This window comes from Halorubrum sp. SD683, from assembly GCF_002135045.1.
GTDB classification, from domain to species: domain Archaea; phylum Halobacteriota; class Halobacteria; order Halobacteriales; family Haloferacaceae; genus Halorubrum; species Halorubrum ezzemoulense.
In genome coordinates this window covers 1-15616 of the sequence record NZ_NEWJ01000008.1, presented here as the reverse complement: position 1 = coordinate 15616, position 15616 = coordinate 1, and the positions used below count along the sequence as shown (strand labels likewise).

Annotated in this window: 17 protein-coding genes; 8 read left to right on the top strand and 9 right to left on the bottom strand. The window is 69.8% G+C overall.

Going from position 1 to position 15616, the window contains the following annotated elements; genetic code table 11:
- Window positions 1–280: 280 nt before the first annotated feature.
- The 3 genes from B9G49_RS04145 to B9G49_RS04135 are packed head-to-tail and all read right to left on the bottom strand — an operon-like array spanning window position 281 to window position 2799.
- Window positions 281–1033, bottom strand: a complete 753-nt coding sequence (locus B9G49_RS04145; RefSeq protein WP_086215520.1) for an amino acid ABC transporter ATP-binding protein — start codon at window positions 1031–1033, stop codon at window positions 281–283.
- Window positions 1034–1078: 45 nt separating this feature from the next.
- Window positions 1079–1825, bottom strand: coding sequence for an ABC transporter permease (locus tag B9G49_RS04140; RefSeq protein WP_086215519.1), 747 nt, complete (start codon window positions 1823–1825; stop codon window positions 1079–1081).
- 2 nt (window positions 1826–1827) lie between these two features.
- Window positions 1828–2799, bottom strand: coding sequence for a substrate-binding domain-containing protein (locus B9G49_RS04135; RefSeq protein WP_086215551.1), 972 nt, complete (start codon window positions 2797–2799; stop codon window positions 1828–1830).
- 116 nt (window positions 2800–2915) lie between these two features.
- Here B9G49_RS04135 and B9G49_RS04130 point away from each other — a divergent pair, with 116 nt between their 5' ends.
- Together B9G49_RS04130 and B9G49_RS04125 are read left to right on the top strand one after the other, a co-directional pair.
- A complete protein-coding gene (locus B9G49_RS04130) occupies window positions 2916–3713 on the top strand; it encodes a TOBE domain-containing protein (RefSeq protein WP_086215518.1) in 798 nt (265 codons plus the stop codon).
- A gap of 125 nt (window positions 3714–3838) precedes the next feature.
- Window positions 3839–5530, top strand: a complete 1692-nt coding sequence (locus B9G49_RS04125) for a tryptophan--tRNA ligase (RefSeq protein WP_086215517.1) — start codon at window positions 3839–3841, stop codon at window positions 5528–5530.
- A gap of 417 nt (window positions 5531–5947) precedes the next feature.
- Here the strand turns inward: B9G49_RS04125 and B9G49_RS04120 are convergent, their stop codons facing one another.
- Entirely contained in the window at window positions 5948–6310 is a 363-nt protein-coding gene (locus tag B9G49_RS04120; protein WP_049930606.1) for a DUF5518 domain-containing protein, read from the bottom strand.
- 126 nt (window positions 6311–6436) lie between these two features.
- Here B9G49_RS04120 and B9G49_RS04115 point away from each other — a divergent pair, with 126 nt between their 5' ends.
- Window positions 6437–8365, top strand: a complete 1929-nt coding sequence (locus B9G49_RS04115; RefSeq protein ID WP_086215516.1) for an ATP-binding protein — start codon at window positions 6437–6439, stop codon at window positions 8363–8365.
- 96 nt (window positions 8366–8461) lie between these two features.
- On the opposite strand, the gene B9G49_RS04110 is transcribed toward B9G49_RS04115, so the two are convergent.
- The 3 genes from B9G49_RS04110 to B9G49_RS04100 all read right to left on the bottom strand — a co-directional run bounded on the left by B9G49_RS04110 (window position 8462) and on the right by B9G49_RS04100 (window position 10662).
- Complete coding sequence (locus B9G49_RS04110; protein ID WP_086215515.1) at window positions 8462–9382, bottom strand: acetamidase/formamidase family protein; 921 nt, start codon at window positions 9380–9382, stop codon at window positions 8462–8464.
- 43 nt (window positions 9383–9425) lie between these two features.
- Window positions 9426–10271 (bottom strand): universal stress protein, encoded by an 846-nt coding sequence (locus B9G49_RS04105; protein WP_086215514.1) that lies wholly within the window; start codon window positions 10269–10271, stop codon window positions 9426–9428.
- A gap of 133 nt (window positions 10272–10404) precedes the next feature.
- Window positions 10405–10662, bottom strand: a complete 258-nt coding sequence (locus B9G49_RS04100) for a hypothetical protein (protein ID WP_176450674.1) — start codon at window positions 10660–10662, stop codon at window positions 10405–10407.
- Window positions 10663–10820: 158 nt separating this feature from the next.
- Here B9G49_RS04100 and B9G49_RS04095 point away from each other — a divergent pair, with 158 nt between their 5' ends.
- The 3 genes from B9G49_RS04095 to B9G49_RS04085 all read left to right on the top strand — a co-directional run bounded on the left by B9G49_RS04095 (window position 10821) and on the right by B9G49_RS04085 (window position 11875).
- Window positions 10821–11066, top strand: a complete 246-nt coding sequence (locus B9G49_RS04095) for a sulfurtransferase TusA family protein (RefSeq protein WP_086215512.1) — start codon at window positions 10821–10823, stop codon at window positions 11064–11066.
- A 2-nt stretch (window positions 11067–11068) separates the two neighbouring features.
- Window positions 11069–11452, top strand: a complete 384-nt coding sequence (locus B9G49_RS04090) for a DsrE family protein (protein WP_049930616.1) — start codon at window positions 11069–11071, stop codon at window positions 11450–11452.
- 219 nt (window positions 11453–11671) lie between these two features.
- Window positions 11672–11875, top strand: coding sequence for a hypothetical protein (locus B9G49_RS04085; RefSeq protein ID WP_049930618.1), 204 nt, complete (start codon window positions 11672–11674; stop codon window positions 11873–11875).
- Between the two features lie 82 nt (window positions 11876–11957).
- Here B9G49_RS04085 and B9G49_RS04080 read toward each other — a convergent pair whose 3' ends face one another.
- Window positions 11958–12356, bottom strand: coding sequence for a helix-turn-helix domain-containing protein (locus B9G49_RS04080; RefSeq protein ID WP_049930620.1), 399 nt, complete (start codon window positions 12354–12356; stop codon window positions 11958–11960).
- A 166-nt stretch (window positions 12357–12522) separates the two neighbouring features.
- Window positions 12523–13299 carry an archaeal proteasome endopeptidase complex subunit alpha gene (gene psmA / locus B9G49_RS04075; RefSeq protein WP_176450675.1) on the bottom strand — a complete coding sequence of 259 codons (777 nt, stop codon included), beginning with the start codon at window positions 13297–13299 and terminating at the stop codon, window positions 12523–12525.
- A 227-nt stretch (window positions 13300–13526) separates the two neighbouring features.
- Between psmA and B9G49_RS04070 the strand changes: the two genes are divergently transcribed.
- A complete protein-coding gene (locus B9G49_RS04070; protein WP_179231122.1) occupies window positions 13527–14936 on the top strand; it encodes a CARDB domain-containing protein in 1410 nt (469 codons plus the stop codon).
- Window positions 14933–15616 (top strand): ABC transporter ATP-binding protein (locus tag B9G49_RS04065; RefSeq protein WP_143414682.1); only part of this gene is annotated, 684 nt, incomplete at its 3' end. The genes B9G49_RS04070 and B9G49_RS04065, both read left to right, overlap by 4 nt.

Sequence of the window (15616 nt, the reverse complement as noted above, 5' to 3'; positions counted from 1 at the left end):
ATTCTCGCCGGAGTCGCTGGCTCCCGGAGCGAAGCGACGGGTGTCAGCGACGAGGCTGGGGAGGCGTGAGGTGCGGTCGCTGTGCGGGGTGGGACTCAACGGGGCAGTCGCGAGGAGGCGGGAGGCGATGTAAGCACCGCAGCGAGCGGAGCGAGCGAGGAGCACAACGGGCGTACCGTCTCCTCGCGACCGGGGCTTTGGAGGTACTCACCGCAGCGTCGTCGATCACCCGAACCGGATCGCTGTATTCGACCGATCTCCCGCCTCCCCTCGACGCAAATTAGTACACCAGTTCGCCCGAGATGAACTTCCGGGTGCGCTCGTCGGCGGGGTCGTCGAAGATCTCCTCGGTCGGACCGATCTCCGTGATCCCGTCGTCGAGCAGCACCGCGACGCGGTCCGCGACCCGCTCGGCCTGATACATGTCGTGGGTCGCCACGACCACGCCGATCCCCCGCGCTTTCGCCTCACCGATCGCCTCCTCGATGACGGCCGTGTTCCGTGGGTCGAGGTCGGAGGTTGGTTCGTCGAGCAAGAGGGCGTCGGGGTCGTACGCCAGCGCGCGGGCGAACGACACCCGCTGGGCCTCGCCGCCGGAGAGCGAGTCGGCGGGCTGGTCCGTCTTGTCTGCGAGTCCGACGACCTCCAGCGACTCGTGGACCGCGTCGGCGGCGCCGGACAGCCGGAAGAGCGAGGCGATCCGCTCGCTCCACGAGCGGCGGACCCGGAGCCCGTACTCGACGTTTCGGGCGACCGATCCCCCGAAGAGGCTCGCCTCTTGGAACACCATCCCGACGCGGCGGCGCAGCGCGAGCCGCGCCGACTCGTCGACCGCCCACGCGTCGGTCCCGTCGAGCGTCACCGTCCCCTCGTCCGGCTCCAGCGACAGCGCGAGCGTCCGCAGCAGCGTGGTCTTGCCGACGCCGGAGGGACCGATGACGGCGACGACCTCGCCCGCGTCGACGTCGATCGTGAGGTCGCGGAACACCCTCTCGTCGCCGTACGACCGCGACACGCCCGTCGCGCGGAGCATCAGCCGGACACCCCCCGCCGCATCAGCCGGACACCTCCCGCCGCATCAGGCCACCCCCCGATCGCCGAAGCGGACCACGATCGCGTTGACGGTCAACACGAGCGCGACCAGCACCGCGCCGAGCACCATGGCGGTCTCGTACCGCCCCTGCCGCGCTTCGAGCTGGATCGCGGTGGTGAGCGTGCGCGTCTTCGAGATGCCGTCGGCGCTCGTGATGTTCCCGCCGACGATCAGCACGGAGCCGACCTCGCTCACCGCGCGACCGAACCCGGCCAGCACCGCGGTCGCGATCCCGTACTTGGCCTCCTTGATCACGACCAGCGCCACGTCGATCCGCGTCCCGCCGAGGACGCGAGCGGCGTCCCGGACGCCGTCGTCGACGCCGCTCACTGCCGCGAGGCTGATCGCCGTGATCGGCGGCGTCGCGAGGACGAACTGCGACATGATCATCGCCTCGCGGGTGAAGATGAGCTCTAGCGACCCCAGCGGCCCCTGGTTGGAGACCGCGAACAGCACTACCAGCCCGACCACCACGCTCGGGAACCCCATCCCGGTGTTGACGACCGACTTCACGAACCCCTTCCCCGGGAACTCCGCGAGGCCGATCGCGACGGCCGCCGGCACGCTGACGAGCGTGCTCAGCGCCACGGCGGTGAGGCTCACGTACAGCGAGACCGCGACGATACTCCCGACGTACCCCTCCCTGAACGAGGCGCCGAGCAGGGACGCCGCGGGGCTCGCGCCCGAGTCGAGGAGGGCGGGGGCCAGCTGTGCGACCGGTTCGAGCGGCACGCTTACGCGTCCGAGTCGTCGCTACTCCAGCCTTCCGGAACGTACTGTTGGAAGTCGGGGTCCTCCGAGACGGCCTCGGGGAAGAACAGCTGTTCGCCGTTCACCTGGTACTCTGCGATGGCCTCCTGGACGCCGGGACTGGTGATCCAGCCGATGTACGCCATCGCGAGGTCGTAGTTGGCGTTCTCGTGGACGCCGGGGTTGACCGCCATGACGCCGTACGGGTTCGCGAGGATCTCCGGCCCGCCCTCGATCGGCCCCTGAACGAGGATCGTCAGGTCGATCTCCGAGCGCTGCGAGATGTAGGTTCCGCGGTCCGAGAGCGTGTACGCGCCCTGCTGGTTTGCGATGTTCAGCGCCTCGCCCATCCCGGTGCCGGTCTCCTGATACCAGTCTCCGCCGGGATCCGTGCCCGCCGCGTCCCAGAGGTTCAGCTCCTTCGTGTGGGTCCCGGAGTTGTCGCCGCGAGAGACGAACGTCGCCTCCGCCTCCGCGATGGTCGTCAGCGCCTCGGTCGCTGAGCCCGTCCCCCCGATTCCCGCCGGGTCGCTCTCGGGGCCGACGATCACGAAGTCGTTGAACATCAGGTCGCGGCGGTTGATCCCGTACCCGTTGCGCATGAACTCGTCTTCGAGGCCGCGGGCGTGGACCATCACGATGTCCGAGTCGCCGTTGCGCGCGGTCTCCAGCGCGGCGCCCGTCCCCTGCGCGACGGCGTCGACCGTGACGCCGTACATCTCCTCGAAGTCCGGGTGGATCGCGTCGAGGAGCCCCGTGTCGTAGGTGCTCGTCGTCGTCGTGAGCGTCAGCGTCTCGCCGGCGACGCCGACGCTCTCAGCGCTGTTTCCGCCGTCGGTGCCGTTGCCCCCGGTCCCGTCGCCGCTGCCGCCGTCGTTCGTCGACGAACAGCCGGCCGTACCCACGATCGCTCCGGCGCCGACCGCGGCCAGGAACTTCCGTCGTTGTATCAGTATAGATACAACGGCGGGGCGACACGACATATAAGTTGCGTCACGGTGGGGAACGTCGGCCCGGAGCGGCCCGAGGGCGCGTCGAAACCCCCAACACGTCCCGGACGCATCCCCCGAGCATGCGAGAGCCGACCGACTCCGGTCCCGCCCCGGCCGCGGGGCGCGGACGGGCCGCGCTGATCGAGGACGGCGTCGAGTTCGACGGCCGCGACGCGGCCCTGTTGCGCGCGGTCGACGCGGCGGGATCGGTCGCGGGCGCGGCCTCGGAGCTCGGCCGCTCCCGCGCCCGCGCTCTCACCCGGATCGAGACGCTGGAGGACGCTTACGGCACGCTCGTCGAGCGCCGTCGGGGCGGCGAGGGCGGCGGCGGGAGCCGGCTCGCCGCGTCGGCTCGGGGCCTCCTCGACCGCTACGACCGCCTTCAGGCCGTCCTCGCGGCGACCGCGTCGGTGCCCGAGACGGTCCTCGACGGGACCGTGGCCGCCGTCGACGGCGAACTCGCCGTCGTCGACACGCCGGTCGGAGAGCTCTCCGGACTCCACGGCGGCACCGTGGACGACGAAGGCGCAGACGACGGGGCCGACGGCGGCGCGGTCGCCGTCGGCGACGCGGTTCAAGTCCGGATCGGCGCGGACGCGGTCACCGTCAACGACGCGGCCAACGCGGTCGACCCGGACGCGACGAGCGCCCGGAACCGCCTGGCCGGCCGCGTCTCGCGCATCGGCTCGGGCGAGACGGTGTCGACGGTTCGGATCGTCGTCGAACCGGTCGACCGGGGAGGGACAGACGACGCCGCCGTCGAGGTCGCGGCGCTGATCACCGCCGAGAGCATCGACCGGCTCGGCCTCGCGCCCGGCGACCCGGTGTCGCTCCGGTGGAAGGCGACCGCGACGCGACTCGTTGCGCAGGTCGAGTGACTCGGCCGACCGGAGTAGACCAGCGTTGTGAACCGGGGGGCGGACCGGCGTTCCGGACAGGCGGGCCGTGCCAAGCGCTCCCGCGCAAGCGAACGGTTTTTGCGTCGACCGACGGGAGAGGTGGTATGGACGAGGACACCCCCGAAGGGACGACGCCGGGCGGTGACGGGCGCGAGTTCGACGCCGACCGCGGGCCGTCGACGCCCCCCCGGACCGACGGCGGGACCGACGCGGACGAGCCGACCGAGGACGTCGCGCTCGACCCGTGGGGGTCGGCGTCGGTCGGGGACTACGCGGACCTCTTCGCGGAGTTCGGCATCGAGGCGTTCGACGAGGTCGACGACGACGTGCCGGACCCGCACTACCTGATGCGCCGCGGCGTCATCTTCGGGCACCGTGAGTACGACGCGGTCGCGGAGGCGATGGCGAACGACGAGCCGTTCGCGGCGCTCTCCGGGTTCATGCCCACGGGGGACCCGCACATCGGTCACAAGCTCGTGTTCGACGAGATCATCTGGCACCAAGAGATGGGCGGCGACGCGTTCGGGCTCATCGCCGACCTCGAAGCGCATTCCGCGCGCGGGATGTCGTGGGACGAGATCGACGAGCACGCGCGGAACTACCTCCTGAGCCTCCTCGCGCTCGGCTTCGACGCCGAGGACGGCGAGATCTACCGCCAGTCCGACAACCGCGAGGTCCAGGACCTCGGCTTCGAGCTCGGCTCGAAGGCGAACTTCTCGGAGTTCGAGGCGATCTACGGCTTCGACGGGGAGACAAACATCTCGCACATGCAGAGCGTGATCACCCAGACCGCGGACATCCTCTACCCGCAGCTCGTCGACGAGCCGAAGCCCACGGTGATCCCGGTCGGTCCCGATCAGGACCCGCACGTCCGGCTCACCCGCGACCTCGCGACCCGCGTGCGCTACTTCAAGGTGACAGAGGCGTTCGCCTCCTTCGAGCTCGACGACGACGAGCGCCGGCTCGTGCGAGCCGCCTACGACGCGCTCGCGGCCCGCGACCAAGAGAACGACGCCGCCGGAGACGCGGACGACGCCGCCGAGACCGACGTGCGCTGCGAGGACGCCGCCGAGTGGCTCGCTGACTACGAGCCGCCGAAGAGCGACCGCGAGAGCGTCGACCTCGCGGCCGCGAAGGCGAGCGCACTCGACAAGCTCCGCGCCGGTGGGAAGGAGCCGCTCCGCCCCCGCGTGCGGTTCTTCGACCGCAACGCCACCGACGAGGCGTTCGAGGCGCTGATCGAGGCCGTGGAAGGGGAAAAACGCGTGTTCGAGGGCCACGTCGACGCGTTCGACCTGACCCGCGACGAGGCCGAGTCCATCGCGCGCGAGGTCGAGATCGACCACGACGGGTTCGGCTTCCGGCAGCCCTCCTCGATCTACCACCGCTTCATGACCGGGCTCACCGGCGGCAAGATGTCTTCGTCGATCCCGGCGAGCCACATCTCGCTGCTCGACGACCCCGAGGACGGCTACGACAAGGTGAAGGCGGCGACGACCGGGGGCCGCGACACCGCCGAGGAGCAGCGCGAGCTGGGCGGCGAGGCCGACGAGTGCCCGGTCTACGAGCTGTACGCCTACCTGCTCGCGGGCGACGACGACGAACTCACCAAGGAGGTGTACTCCGAGTGCGTCAACGGCGAGCGCCTCTGCGGCGGCTGTAAGGAGCAGGCCGCGGAGCTCATGCGCGAGTTCCTCGAGGACCACCAGGAGAAGCGCGCGGAGGCCGAGGAACTCCTCGACGACCTCGACATCGACCTCGGCTCCGACCGGCGCGGCACCGGCGGCGAGCACTGAGGCGTCTCTATTGAGGCCGCAGGGCAACTCTCACGAGCTGTTTTATAAACGAACGGTGCGGTGGCGCGTGCCTGCGAGGCCGCCTTGCGGCCGAGCAGCACGCGCGAGGGAGTCGCTGGCTCCCGGAGCGAAGCGGAGGGTGCCAGCGACGAGGCTGGGGAGGCGTGAGGTGCTGTGCTGGGCGGGACTCAACGGGGCAGTCGCGAGGACGAAGCACGGCGACGTAAGCACCGCAATGAGGGAGAACGGAGTGAGCGACCGAGTGAGGAGCACAGCGAGCCGCGCGAGTCCTCGCGACTGGGGCTTTGGAGGCGTTCGCCGCCAATTCACGGGTAGCTGTTTATGACCGAGCGACTGGGGCTTTGGAGGCGTTCGCCGCCGATCCGCAATCGATTTCTATAACTAACAGCGACCGCCTTACAGCTCGTTCTTCACGTACACGCCCAGCAGTCCGCCGAGCGCGCTCAGAACCACGGAGTAGGCGACGCCGCCCAACACGATGAGGGCGGCGACGAAGACGACTCCGCCGGCCGCGAGGCCGACTTCGAGCGGGAACCCGAAGAACCCCAAGAACGGGAGGAAAACCAGCACGAGCAACAGCAGTCCGACGATCGGGATCGCGGCGATCGCGCCGGAGAGCGCGCCGACCCGGAGGCCGTCGTCTCCATTTAAATACCCGGCCACCGCGCCGCCGAGGAGCGGTGAGATGCCGGTAAACGAGAGCACCGTCGACGCGATAGCGCCGACGACCGCGTTGAGGAGGGTGTTCTCTGTGTCCATGCGCGGTCGAACTCCCGGCGGCGGCATACGTTTTGCGAAGCGCGGCGGCCGGGCCGGCCCGCGCTCGGCACGACCGGACGGCGAGCGAGCCGATAGTTTATGAGGCGGGCGCCACCTCTCACGGGTATGAGCGAGGAGGAGGCGATCCACGTCGCGGACGTCAGCGAGGGGATCGGCGGCGACGCGACGGCGGAACCCGGCTCGCCGGTCGAACTCCCGGTCGTCGACGTGCTCACCGGCCGGTCCTTCATCACGGGGAAGAGCGGGTCCGGGAAGAGCAACACCGCAAGTGTCGTGATAGAAAATCTGCTATCTAACGGATTTCCTGTCATGATCGTGGACACAGACGGTGAATATTACGGTTTAAAGGAAGAATATGAAATTCTTCACGCCGGCGCCGACGACGAGTGCGACATCGTCGTCTCCCCCGAGCACGCCGAGAAGCTCGCGACCCTCGCCTTAGAGCAGAACGTCCCGATCATCTTGGACGTCTCCGGCTACCTCGAAGAGGACACGGCCAACGAGCTCCTCCTGGAGGTCGTCAAGCAGCTGTTCGCGAAGGAGAAGCGCATGAAGAAGCCCTTCCTGCTCGTCATCGAGGAGTGCCACGAGTACATCCCCGAGGGCGGCGGCATGGACGAGACGGGGAAGATGCTGATCAAGGTGGGGAAGCGCGGCCGGAAGCACGGGCTCGGCATCGTCGGCATCAGCCAGCGCCCGGCCGACGTCAAGAAGGACTTCATCACCCAGTGCGACTGGCTCTGCTGGCACCGGCTCACCTGGGACAACGACACGAAGGTGGTCGGGCGCATCCTCGGCTCGAAGTACGCCAGCGCGGTCGAGGACCTCGGCGACGGCGAGGCGTTCCTGATGACCGACTGGGACGAGTCGATCCGCCGGATCCAGTTCCACCGCAAGGAGACGTTCGACGCGGGCGCGACCCCCGGGCTCGACGACTTCGAGCGCCCCGAACTGAAGTCCGTCTCCAGCGACCTCGTCGGCGAGCTCCAGTCGATCTCCGACGAGAAGGAGCGCCGCGAGTCCGAGATCGCCGACCTCAAGCAGGAGTTACAAAAGAAGGACCGGCGGATCGCCGACCTCGAACGCGAGCTGGAGGAGGCCCGCGACCTGAGCGACATGGCCGACCAGTTCGCGCAGGCGCTCCTCGGTAAGGCGGAGGCCCCGTACCGGGGCGGCGGTCGACCTCCGGCCGGCGACGAGCGACTCGGAGGGACGGACGACGGCGACGAGGGCCAGTCCGTCCTCAAGTCGTACGACGAGGCGGTCGCCGCGACCGAGGAGAGCGACGCGGACGCGGAAGCGGAGACCGACGCCGCGCCCGGACCGGGCCCATCGGCCGCCGACGGCGGCGCCGAGGTCGACGCCGACGCCGCGACCGGTGACGCCGCGACCGCTGACGCCGCGGATGTCGACGCGACGGCCGCCGATTCTGCGGACGAACCGAACCCCCCGGATGACGTCGACCCGGTCACCCGCGACGACGTGGCCGAGAGCGCGCTCCGGTTCGACGAGGCGATCGAGCTCGGTACCCGCGAAGCGGTCATCGATGAGCTCCGCTCGCGGATCGAGTCCCTCCCGGAGCTCTCGCGCGGGATGCTCCGCCACTATCGACGCGAGGGCGCGAGCGACCCGGTCGCGGCCCACATCGACGCCGGGGGCGACGGCGACTCCGGCCACGCGTACAGCCGTCACCGCCCGATCCGGCGGGCGGGACTCATCCGCCACGCCGGTCGGGGCAGCTACGCCTACGCGGTCCCGGACCTCGTCCGGGAGGCGTACGCCGACCGCCTCGACGAGGCGCAGGTCGACGAGATCGTTCGCGCCGTTGAGCGCGTCTTCGTCCCGTCCGCCGAACTGGACTACCCGCCGGACGCCGCTCCGGCCGAGGTCGGTGACCGGGCGCCCGCCGGAGACGACGAGGCCGAGGAGAACACGGACACCGACGCGGCCGACGGGGGCGAGGAGCCTTCGGCGCCGACCGACGCCGGCCTGAGCGACGCCGCGCGTCGGTTCGCCGAGCGATCGGAGCGCTGAGGCCGGAGTGCCGGGGCCAGAGCGCTGAGACCGGAGCGCTGCGGTCGGCGAACCCCGCGGCCGGCTCTCGAGGTAACTCTCCGCTCGGTAGCCCGGTCAGAACGGGACCGAGAGGTACTCGCTCGGCACCGCGTTCCGTGCCGTCACCTGCGGGTCGACCACCTGACTGATCTCCAAGCCCCCGACGAGGCTGGAGAAGAGATACGCCTCGGTGCGCGAGAAGCCGTGGTGGTGCGCCAGCAGGTCGAGCATGTCGGCGTTCGCCAGCTCGACCGCCCCCTCCAGCGTCTCGGCGCTCGCGAGCGTCTTCACCGCGTCGCCGGTGTCGAGGAGCGGACGGTCGAGCGGCACGGCCGGATCCTCGACCACGGAGAGCGTCGCGTCGACCTCGACCGCGATCTCCGCGCCGGTCCCGCACATCTCCCCGTCCGCCATCGCCGCTTTCGCGTCGCCCAGCGCCAACATGGCGCCCTCCTGAAACACCGGGAAGTAGACGGTCGTCCCCCCGGTCACGTCGGTCGTGTCGAGGTTACCGCCGTGGTCGTCGGGCGTGAGCGTCGAGACCGTCCCGCCGCCGGTGGCGACCCCGATCGTTCCGATCACGGGTTCGATCGGTACGTCGATCCCCTCGAACTCGACCGCCCCGGCCTCCGACTCGTCGGCGTCGACCTCGGTGATCCGCGTCGCTGGGTGGTCGATCTCGGGGTCGTCCTGAAGCAGTCCGAACCCGGGTGCGGTGAGCACACGGCCGCGGTCTTCGGCGACGCGCACGGCCTCGATCTCCACCGCGAGGACGTCGCCGGGGCTCGCGCCGGCTACCGCGATCGGTCCCGTCGCGGCGTTGACCTCTTCCGGGATCGCGTCGAGGAGGTCGTCGTCGCGCTGAATCTCGCCGTTCAGACTGTCGATCGTCTCGACCGTCAGCGACTCGCCGTCGGCGGCCTCGTAGACGGGGTCCATCTCCGGACCGAACTCGTAGACGTGGCCGTCGCGGTGTGAGACTGTCTCTCGCGTCATTACGTCCACCTGGGCGCCCCGGTAACAAAAAGCCCGGCCGGCGTCAGCGCGGCGCCGCCGCCTCGGGCGGGACGAGCAGGACGTTGTTCGTCCCGCGCGCGACGATCGACTCCGCGGTGCTCCCGAGGAGGAGCCGCCGGAGTCGGCTCGTCCCGCGCGCGCCGATGAGCGTCGTCGTCGCGCCCATGCGCTCCTCTTCGGCCGTGATCTCGTCGACGGGGTTGCCGGACCTGACGTTGGTCTCGACGTGGAACCCGGTCCGGTCGCCGAGGTCACTCGCAAGCTCGTCCAGCCGCTCTTCGGCGGTCGCCGTCGACTCCGCGTCTCCGCCGCCCACGTGGAGCAGGTACGCCCGCTCGGTCGCGCCCGTCAGCGCCGGGAAGTAGTCGTAGGCGCGCGCCGCGTTCTCGGAGAAGTCGGTGGCGTACAGCACGTCCTGGAACAGGTGTTCCTTCTTGACCGCGTGTCCGTCCGGCGTCTCCTCGATCCGCTCGACGAGCAGCGGCCTGACGGCCGTCCGCGCGACGTTGCGCACGGTGCCGCCGATGAGCCGATTCTGGAGCGGCGCCTGTCCGCGTGACCCGACGACGATCATGTCCGCGTCGAGCCGCTCGGCCAAGCCGTTGATCCGTCGATGCGGCGTCCCGCGGGCGACGTGCGTCTCCACGTCGAACCCCGCGCGCTCGAACACGCTCCGCTGCGGCGCGAGCGCCTCTCGGGCGTCGCTGGCGGCGTCCATCCCCGGCAGCCCGCTGGAGACGTTGTCCGGGACGACCGTCAACAGGTGAACCTCGCTGACACCGATGTTGTCGAGACACTCCAGACAGGTCCGAGACTCGATCGCCGCCTCGTTCGCGTCCGAGAGGTCTGTCGCGAATACGATCCTCATACGCGACTGTTCGTGCTGATGAGTAATATTGTTTTTGTTGTACAATAAAAGAGTTTTCAAAGACGGCACAGCGGTCGGTCGGTGACGGCACACTCCGGTTCGGGGTCGGTCGCTGCCGGGGGAGCAACCCGCCTCAGGCGTCCGGGTCGGCCGCCGCCGACGGTCCGTGATCGAGGAGCGGCGAGTCCGCGTTCGCACACTCGTCCCGGCCGCAGACGCCGGCGTCGTCGCCCGCTCGCTCGACGCCTGCCGTGAGTCCGCCGATCTGCCAGTCGACGGCGTGCCCCGTCGCGCGCTCGTGGTCGTCGAGCGCGGTCCGCGCCCGCCGGAGCGAGTCGAACGCCTCGTCGTACGCACAGTCGGTACAGCGGACGCGAACGGTCGTCGACATGGCCCTCTCTTCGGTCTCGACCACCGTAAGTGCCGCTATCGGCTACTGGGCCGATCGCCCCGGCGTCGGATTCCCTCGGACGGGACTGTATTGAAACAGATACGCAATATTAAAACATATGTGTGTAGTATTGTCTTTTGCGCACAAGCTACTAACCCATGAGCACCGAACTCAATATCGCGGAGACGCTGGACGTGAAAGGACTGAGCTGCCCGATGCCTATCGTGAAGACGAAGGGCGCGATCGACGACCTCGCCCCCGGTGAGGTGCTGGAGGTCGTCGCGACCGATCCCGGAAGCGTGAGCGACATCGACGGGTGGGCGACGGGCACCGACGGCGTCACGCTCCTTGAACAGGAGGAGGGCGACGACGTGTACACGCACTACGTCCGCAAGGAAGAATGAGCATGGACGAGATCGGAATCATCGTCTCCAGCGACGACCCGAAGAGCCTCGCGATGGCGACCAACCTCGGCCACGTCGCGCTGACGATGGACACCGACGTGTTCCTTTACTTCACCTTCGACGGACTGACGCACCTGCTGGAGGGCGAGAAAGACCTCTCGTCGGTCCAGCCGCTGCTCGACGAGGGGATGCCGAACCCCTACGACATGCTCGACCAGCTGATCGCCGACGGCGGGGAGGCGGTCACCTCGGTCGCGTGTACGACCACGCTGGACATGCTCCAGTGGGAGCAGGAGGCCATCGACGACGACCTGACGACGCAGTTCGCCGGCGCGGTCACCTTCCTCGAGGCCGCCGAGGAGGCCGACCACGTGTTCACGTTCTGAGCGCCGGCGTCGCGTCGGTCCGCTCCACCCTTCCCGCCGCTGTACGTGTGCCCCTGAGACGTATCGCCGTCCGAAACAACTCTCCCACCGTCCGAACTCCCGCGCCGTCCGAAGCTTGCCACCGCGAGACGTGTCCGACTCGACGTGAGAACGGATCTGTCCTCAATCGGGAGCGTACGGATCACAACTACTTTGGAGAGTACTGGAAAAATCACACACATGCCCTCTGAAAAGACCTGTCCGGACTGCGAGGAGCCGCTAGAGGAGATGGAGCTACAGGGAACCGACGCTCTCGGGACGCTCTCCGTTGTCTCCGACGGGTCGAGCGACGGGTTTCTCGGCGGCCTCAGCGCCGACGAGATCCTCACGCCGGTCCCGTACGTGTGCCCCGAGTGCCGGCGGACCCTCATCTACGCGGAATAGCGACCGAAAGTAGCGCGCGAAACTCTGCGACGCCCACCGCCCTCGCGTCGAGTCCGCCTCGTGAGGGGTCTCGGTGCTCCGCTCAGCTCTCGACGGCGGCGCGCTCGGGTTCGTCGTACTTCTCCTCGAACTCGCCGATGAGCTGGCCCATCTTCGCGTACCAGTCGTTGAGCATCCGCTGCATGTCGTCGGCGATCTGGGACGGATCCGTGGGGCTGTACACGTGGTAGTAGCCGCCGTGGTCGTAGTTAATCTGTTCCTTCTGGATGAAGCCGGCGTTCAGGAGGCGCTGGACCGCGCGGTAGGCGGTCGAGCGCTCGCGGTCGACGCGTTCGGCGACCTCGTCGATCGTGAGCGCCTCTTCGGCCGAGACCATCGCTCGGTAGCAGTCCTTGTCCAACTGTTTCAGACCGTGGAAGCACTCGAGTAACCCCTCGCACTCCATGTCTCGTTGGAGCTGTTCGGACATCGAATCGGACATTTTACGTGGTAACTGACGGTTTCCGCCGCAAAAAGTGTTGTGTGTGTCGTACAATCGCGTGCTTCCGAGCCCGGACTCCCGCTCCTCCCGGCGCTGCCCGCGCCGGTCGCTCCCGCCGCGAGGAGGCGCGGCGGAGCGGTTCGGTCCCGGCTCCCGCACGCGGTCGCTACTCGTCGCCGTCGGACGCGTCGTCGTCCGTCTCCTCCGCGTCCTCCTCGTCCGCCGCGAGCCCGGCGGCCTCGACGGCGGCCTCGACCTCGTCGGTCGGGACCGTCCGGAAGCCGTCGGCCTCGGTCACGGTCGCGACCGCGAGGTCGGACGCCTCGAACTCGTCGTCGTGGGCGGCCAGGGCCGCGACCGCGAGTTCGATGCCGTCCTCGAGCGAGAGGTCGTCGCTCCACTCGTCTTCGAGGTGTCCCTGAATGTCCTGCCGGCCGCCGCCGATGACGGTCGCCTTCCACTCGTTGGGCGTACCCGAGGGGTCGGCGGCGAACAGGCGCGGCTCGCCGTCGTCGATGCCGCCGATGAGGAGGGCGGCACCGTACGGGCGCGTGCCACCGCGCTGGGTGTTCTCTTGGATGTGGTCGGTAATGAACTTCGTCAGCGTCTCGACGCCGACGGGCTCGCCGTAGCGGAGGCGGTTCCCCTGCGACTGGCGGCGCGCGAGGTCGATCAGCTGCCGGGCGTCGGCGACGTGGCCGGCGCTCGCGGTGCCGACGTGGTCGTCGAGCTTGTGGAGCTTCTCGATGCTCTCGGCCTCCATCAGCGACGAGGAGGGGCGGGACATCGCGACGAAGACGACGCCGTCGGTCGTCCGGACGCCGACGCTCGGCGCGCCGCGCGAGACCGCCTCGCGGGCGTACTCGACCTGATATATCCGGCCGTCCGGCGAGAACAGCGACGTGCCGCGGTCGTACGCCTGCTGGTCGTTGCCGCCCATCATCGCCGATCACCCGCTCGCGCGGTGTCGCGTTCGGTCATTACCCTCACTTACGTTGGCCCGTTGAAAAAGCATCCGTAACCGGTACGTCTCGGTGGCCGTCGAAACCGCGGGTCCCCGCCGGCCGCGTTCGCCGCCTAGCGGCGGAGTCGAGTTCGCCGACGAAGCGCCGGTAGGAGCCGTCAGCTTCCGTCGCCGACGGATATAACCACGCAGGTCGCGTAGTCATAGTGACATTGACGCCCACACGAACTACAGCCGCGCTGCTGGCCGCGTTAACGGTGCTGTCCGTCGTCGTCGGCGGGTTCGCGGTCGGCGGCGCGGCGGCGGTACCGGACGCGCGGATCACCCTCACCGAGGTCGGCGTGTCTCCGGGCGCTCCGACCGTCGACGAGCGCGCGACCCTGAACGTCACGGTCTCGAACTCCGGCGGCAGCGACGCGGCGGCGAACCTCACGACGGTCCGCGTCCGGGACGCGGACGGCGACGTGCTCGACAGCGCCTCGGGCGTCGGGGCGCTCTCGGCGGGCGACTCGCTGGACGCGACGCTGTGGACGACGTTCAGGGAACCGGGCGAGAAGCGGCTCACCGTCGAGGTCGTCGCGAACCAGTCGACGAGCGGCGAGTTCGTGACTGTCAGCCGCGACGTCGTGTTCGAGGTGCGCCCGACCGAGGTCGCGCTCGACCTCCGCACCCGCGCGCTCGACCCCGAGGACCTCCGGAGCGACGACGAGAGCGAGAGCGCCACCGGCGACCTCGGCATCGGCGGCATCCAGGGCGTCTTCGGCGGGGGCGGCGGGCTCGATACCGGCGACGGCGGTCAGGGCGAGGCGTCGCCGCCGGCCGTCGATTCGCCCGTCGAGGTGACCGTGGTCAACACCGGTACGACGGCCGCCGACCGGATCAGCCTCCGCGCCGTCGGGGCCGCGGTCGACGGTGACGGCGCGGAGACGGTCGACGTCGGCCCGTTCGTCGTCGAGGGCGTGGCGCCCGGCGAGGAGCGACGCGTGATCGTCGATCTCGGACCGCTCGACCGGCGCTCGGACGTGACGGTCACCGCCGCCTTCCGCGCCGACACGGACCGGCGGAACGATCGCGGCGCCGACCGGAGCGCGGAGTCGACGGTGACGTACCCCGTCCGCGAGGCGACGCCGACCGTGACCGACGCGACCGTGCGCGAGACCGCTGACGGCGTCGTCGTCGACGCCAACCTCGGCAACGCGGGGAGCGGCGAGATGACCGGTGCGGTCGTCTCGGTCGGCGACGCGCCCGGCGTCGCGCCGACCCCCGCGGGCGGTGAGTACTTCGTCGGGACGCTCGGCGCCAGCGACTTCGTCGGCTTCGACGTGACGACCGCGGCGAACGTCACGGTCGCCGAGGAGATCCCGATCCGCGTCACGTACACCGAGCGCGGCGTGCGGTACACGGAGACGTTCTCGGTGGCCGCGCCGGAGCCGGCTACCGACGATCGCGACGGCGGCGGCACCCTCGGCCGACTCGGCGCCGGCGGGCTGGGGACCGTGGGGACGGTCGCGAGCGGCCTCGCGCTCGTCGGCCTCGCCGGGGCGGTCGGCGTCGCGGTCAGGACCGGACGAATCGGGGGACCGACCGGGCGACGACGCGACGGGTCGGCGCCGTGAGCCGGAACCGCACGACCGACGAGGCGGAGGATCTTGCGGCCGGTCGGGCGACGAACGGCGCTGCGGCCGACTGGGAGACGAGCGGCGACAGCAATCTCGCTGACGACGACTACGCCGTCGCGCTCCGCGGGGTCGTCAAGCGGTATCCGAGCGGGGGCGGCGAGCCGGTGGTCGCGCTCGACGACGTCGACTTCGCGGCCCGGCCCGGCGAGTTCGTCGCGGTAGTCGGGCCGAGCGGCTCCGGCAAGTCGACGCTGCTGAACGTCCTCGGGCTCCTTGACGACCCCACTTCCGGCCGACGGCTGCTCGGCGACACCGACGTGACGAGCCTCTCTGTCGCGGAGCGAACGCGGGCGCGCAAGGAGTCGATCGGGTTCGTGTTCCAGGACTTCCACCTGCTGCCGACGCTCACCGCCGTCGAGAACGTCGCGATGCCGACGGCGTTCGACCCCGGCGACGCGAGCGACCGGGCCGCGAACCTGCTCGCGCGGTTCGGGCTCGGCGACCGGCTCGACCACGAACCGAACGAGCTCTCCGGCGGGCAGCAACAGCGCGTCGCGATCGCCCGGTCGCTGACACACCAGCCCCCGGTCCTGCCCGGGGACGCGCCACAGGGGACCCCCCGACCCGACACCTGTCGAGCTGACCTCCACGGATCCGACCAGCCCACCGGCGAGGGG

Coding starts and splice junctions, on each gene's coding strand:
- B9G49_RS04145 (WP_086215520.1), bottom strand. CDS start 1,033: ATGCTCCGCGCGACGGGCGTGTCGCGGTCGTACGGCGACGAGAGGGTG.
- B9G49_RS04130 (WP_086215518.1), top strand. CDS start 2,916: ATGCGAGAGCCGACCGACTCCGGTCCCGCCCCGGCCGCGGGGCGCGGA.
- B9G49_RS04125 (WP_086215517.1), top strand. CDS start 3,839: ATGGACGAGGACACCCCCGAAGGGACGACGCCGGGCGGTGACGGGCGC.
- B9G49_RS04120 (WP_049930606.1), bottom strand. CDS start 6,310: ATGGACACAGAGAACACCCTCCTCAACGCGGTCGTCGGCGCTATCGCG.
- B9G49_RS04115 (WP_086215516.1), top strand. CDS start 6,437: ATGAGCGAGGAGGAGGCGATCCACGTCGCGGACGTCAGCGAGGGGATC.
- B9G49_RS04110 (WP_086215515.1), bottom strand. CDS start 9,382: ATGACGCGAGAGACAGTCTCACACCGCGACGGCCACGTCTACGAGTTC.
- B9G49_RS04105 (WP_086215514.1), bottom strand. CDS start 10,271: ATGAGGATCGTATTCGCGACAGACCTCTCGGACGCGAACGAGGCGGCG.
- B9G49_RS04100 (WP_176450674.1), bottom strand. CDS start 10,662: ATGTCGACGACCGTTCGCGTCCGCTGTACCGACTGTGCGTACGACGAG.
- B9G49_RS04095 (WP_086215512.1), top strand. CDS start 10,821: ATGAGCACCGAACTCAATATCGCGGAGACGCTGGACGTGAAAGGACTG.
- B9G49_RS04090 (WP_049930616.1), top strand. CDS start 11,069: ATGGACGAGATCGGAATCATCGTCTCCAGCGACGACCCGAAGAGCCTC.
- B9G49_RS04085 (WP_049930618.1), top strand. CDS start 11,672: ATGCCCTCTGAAAAGACCTGTCCGGACTGCGAGGAGCCGCTAGAGGAG.
- B9G49_RS04080 (WP_049930620.1), bottom strand. CDS start 12,356: ATGTCCGATTCGATGTCCGAACAGCTCCAACGAGACATGGAGTGCGAG.
- psmA (WP_176450675.1), bottom strand. CDS start 13,299: ATGATGGGCGGCAACGACCAGCAGGCGTACGACCGCGGCACGTCGCTG.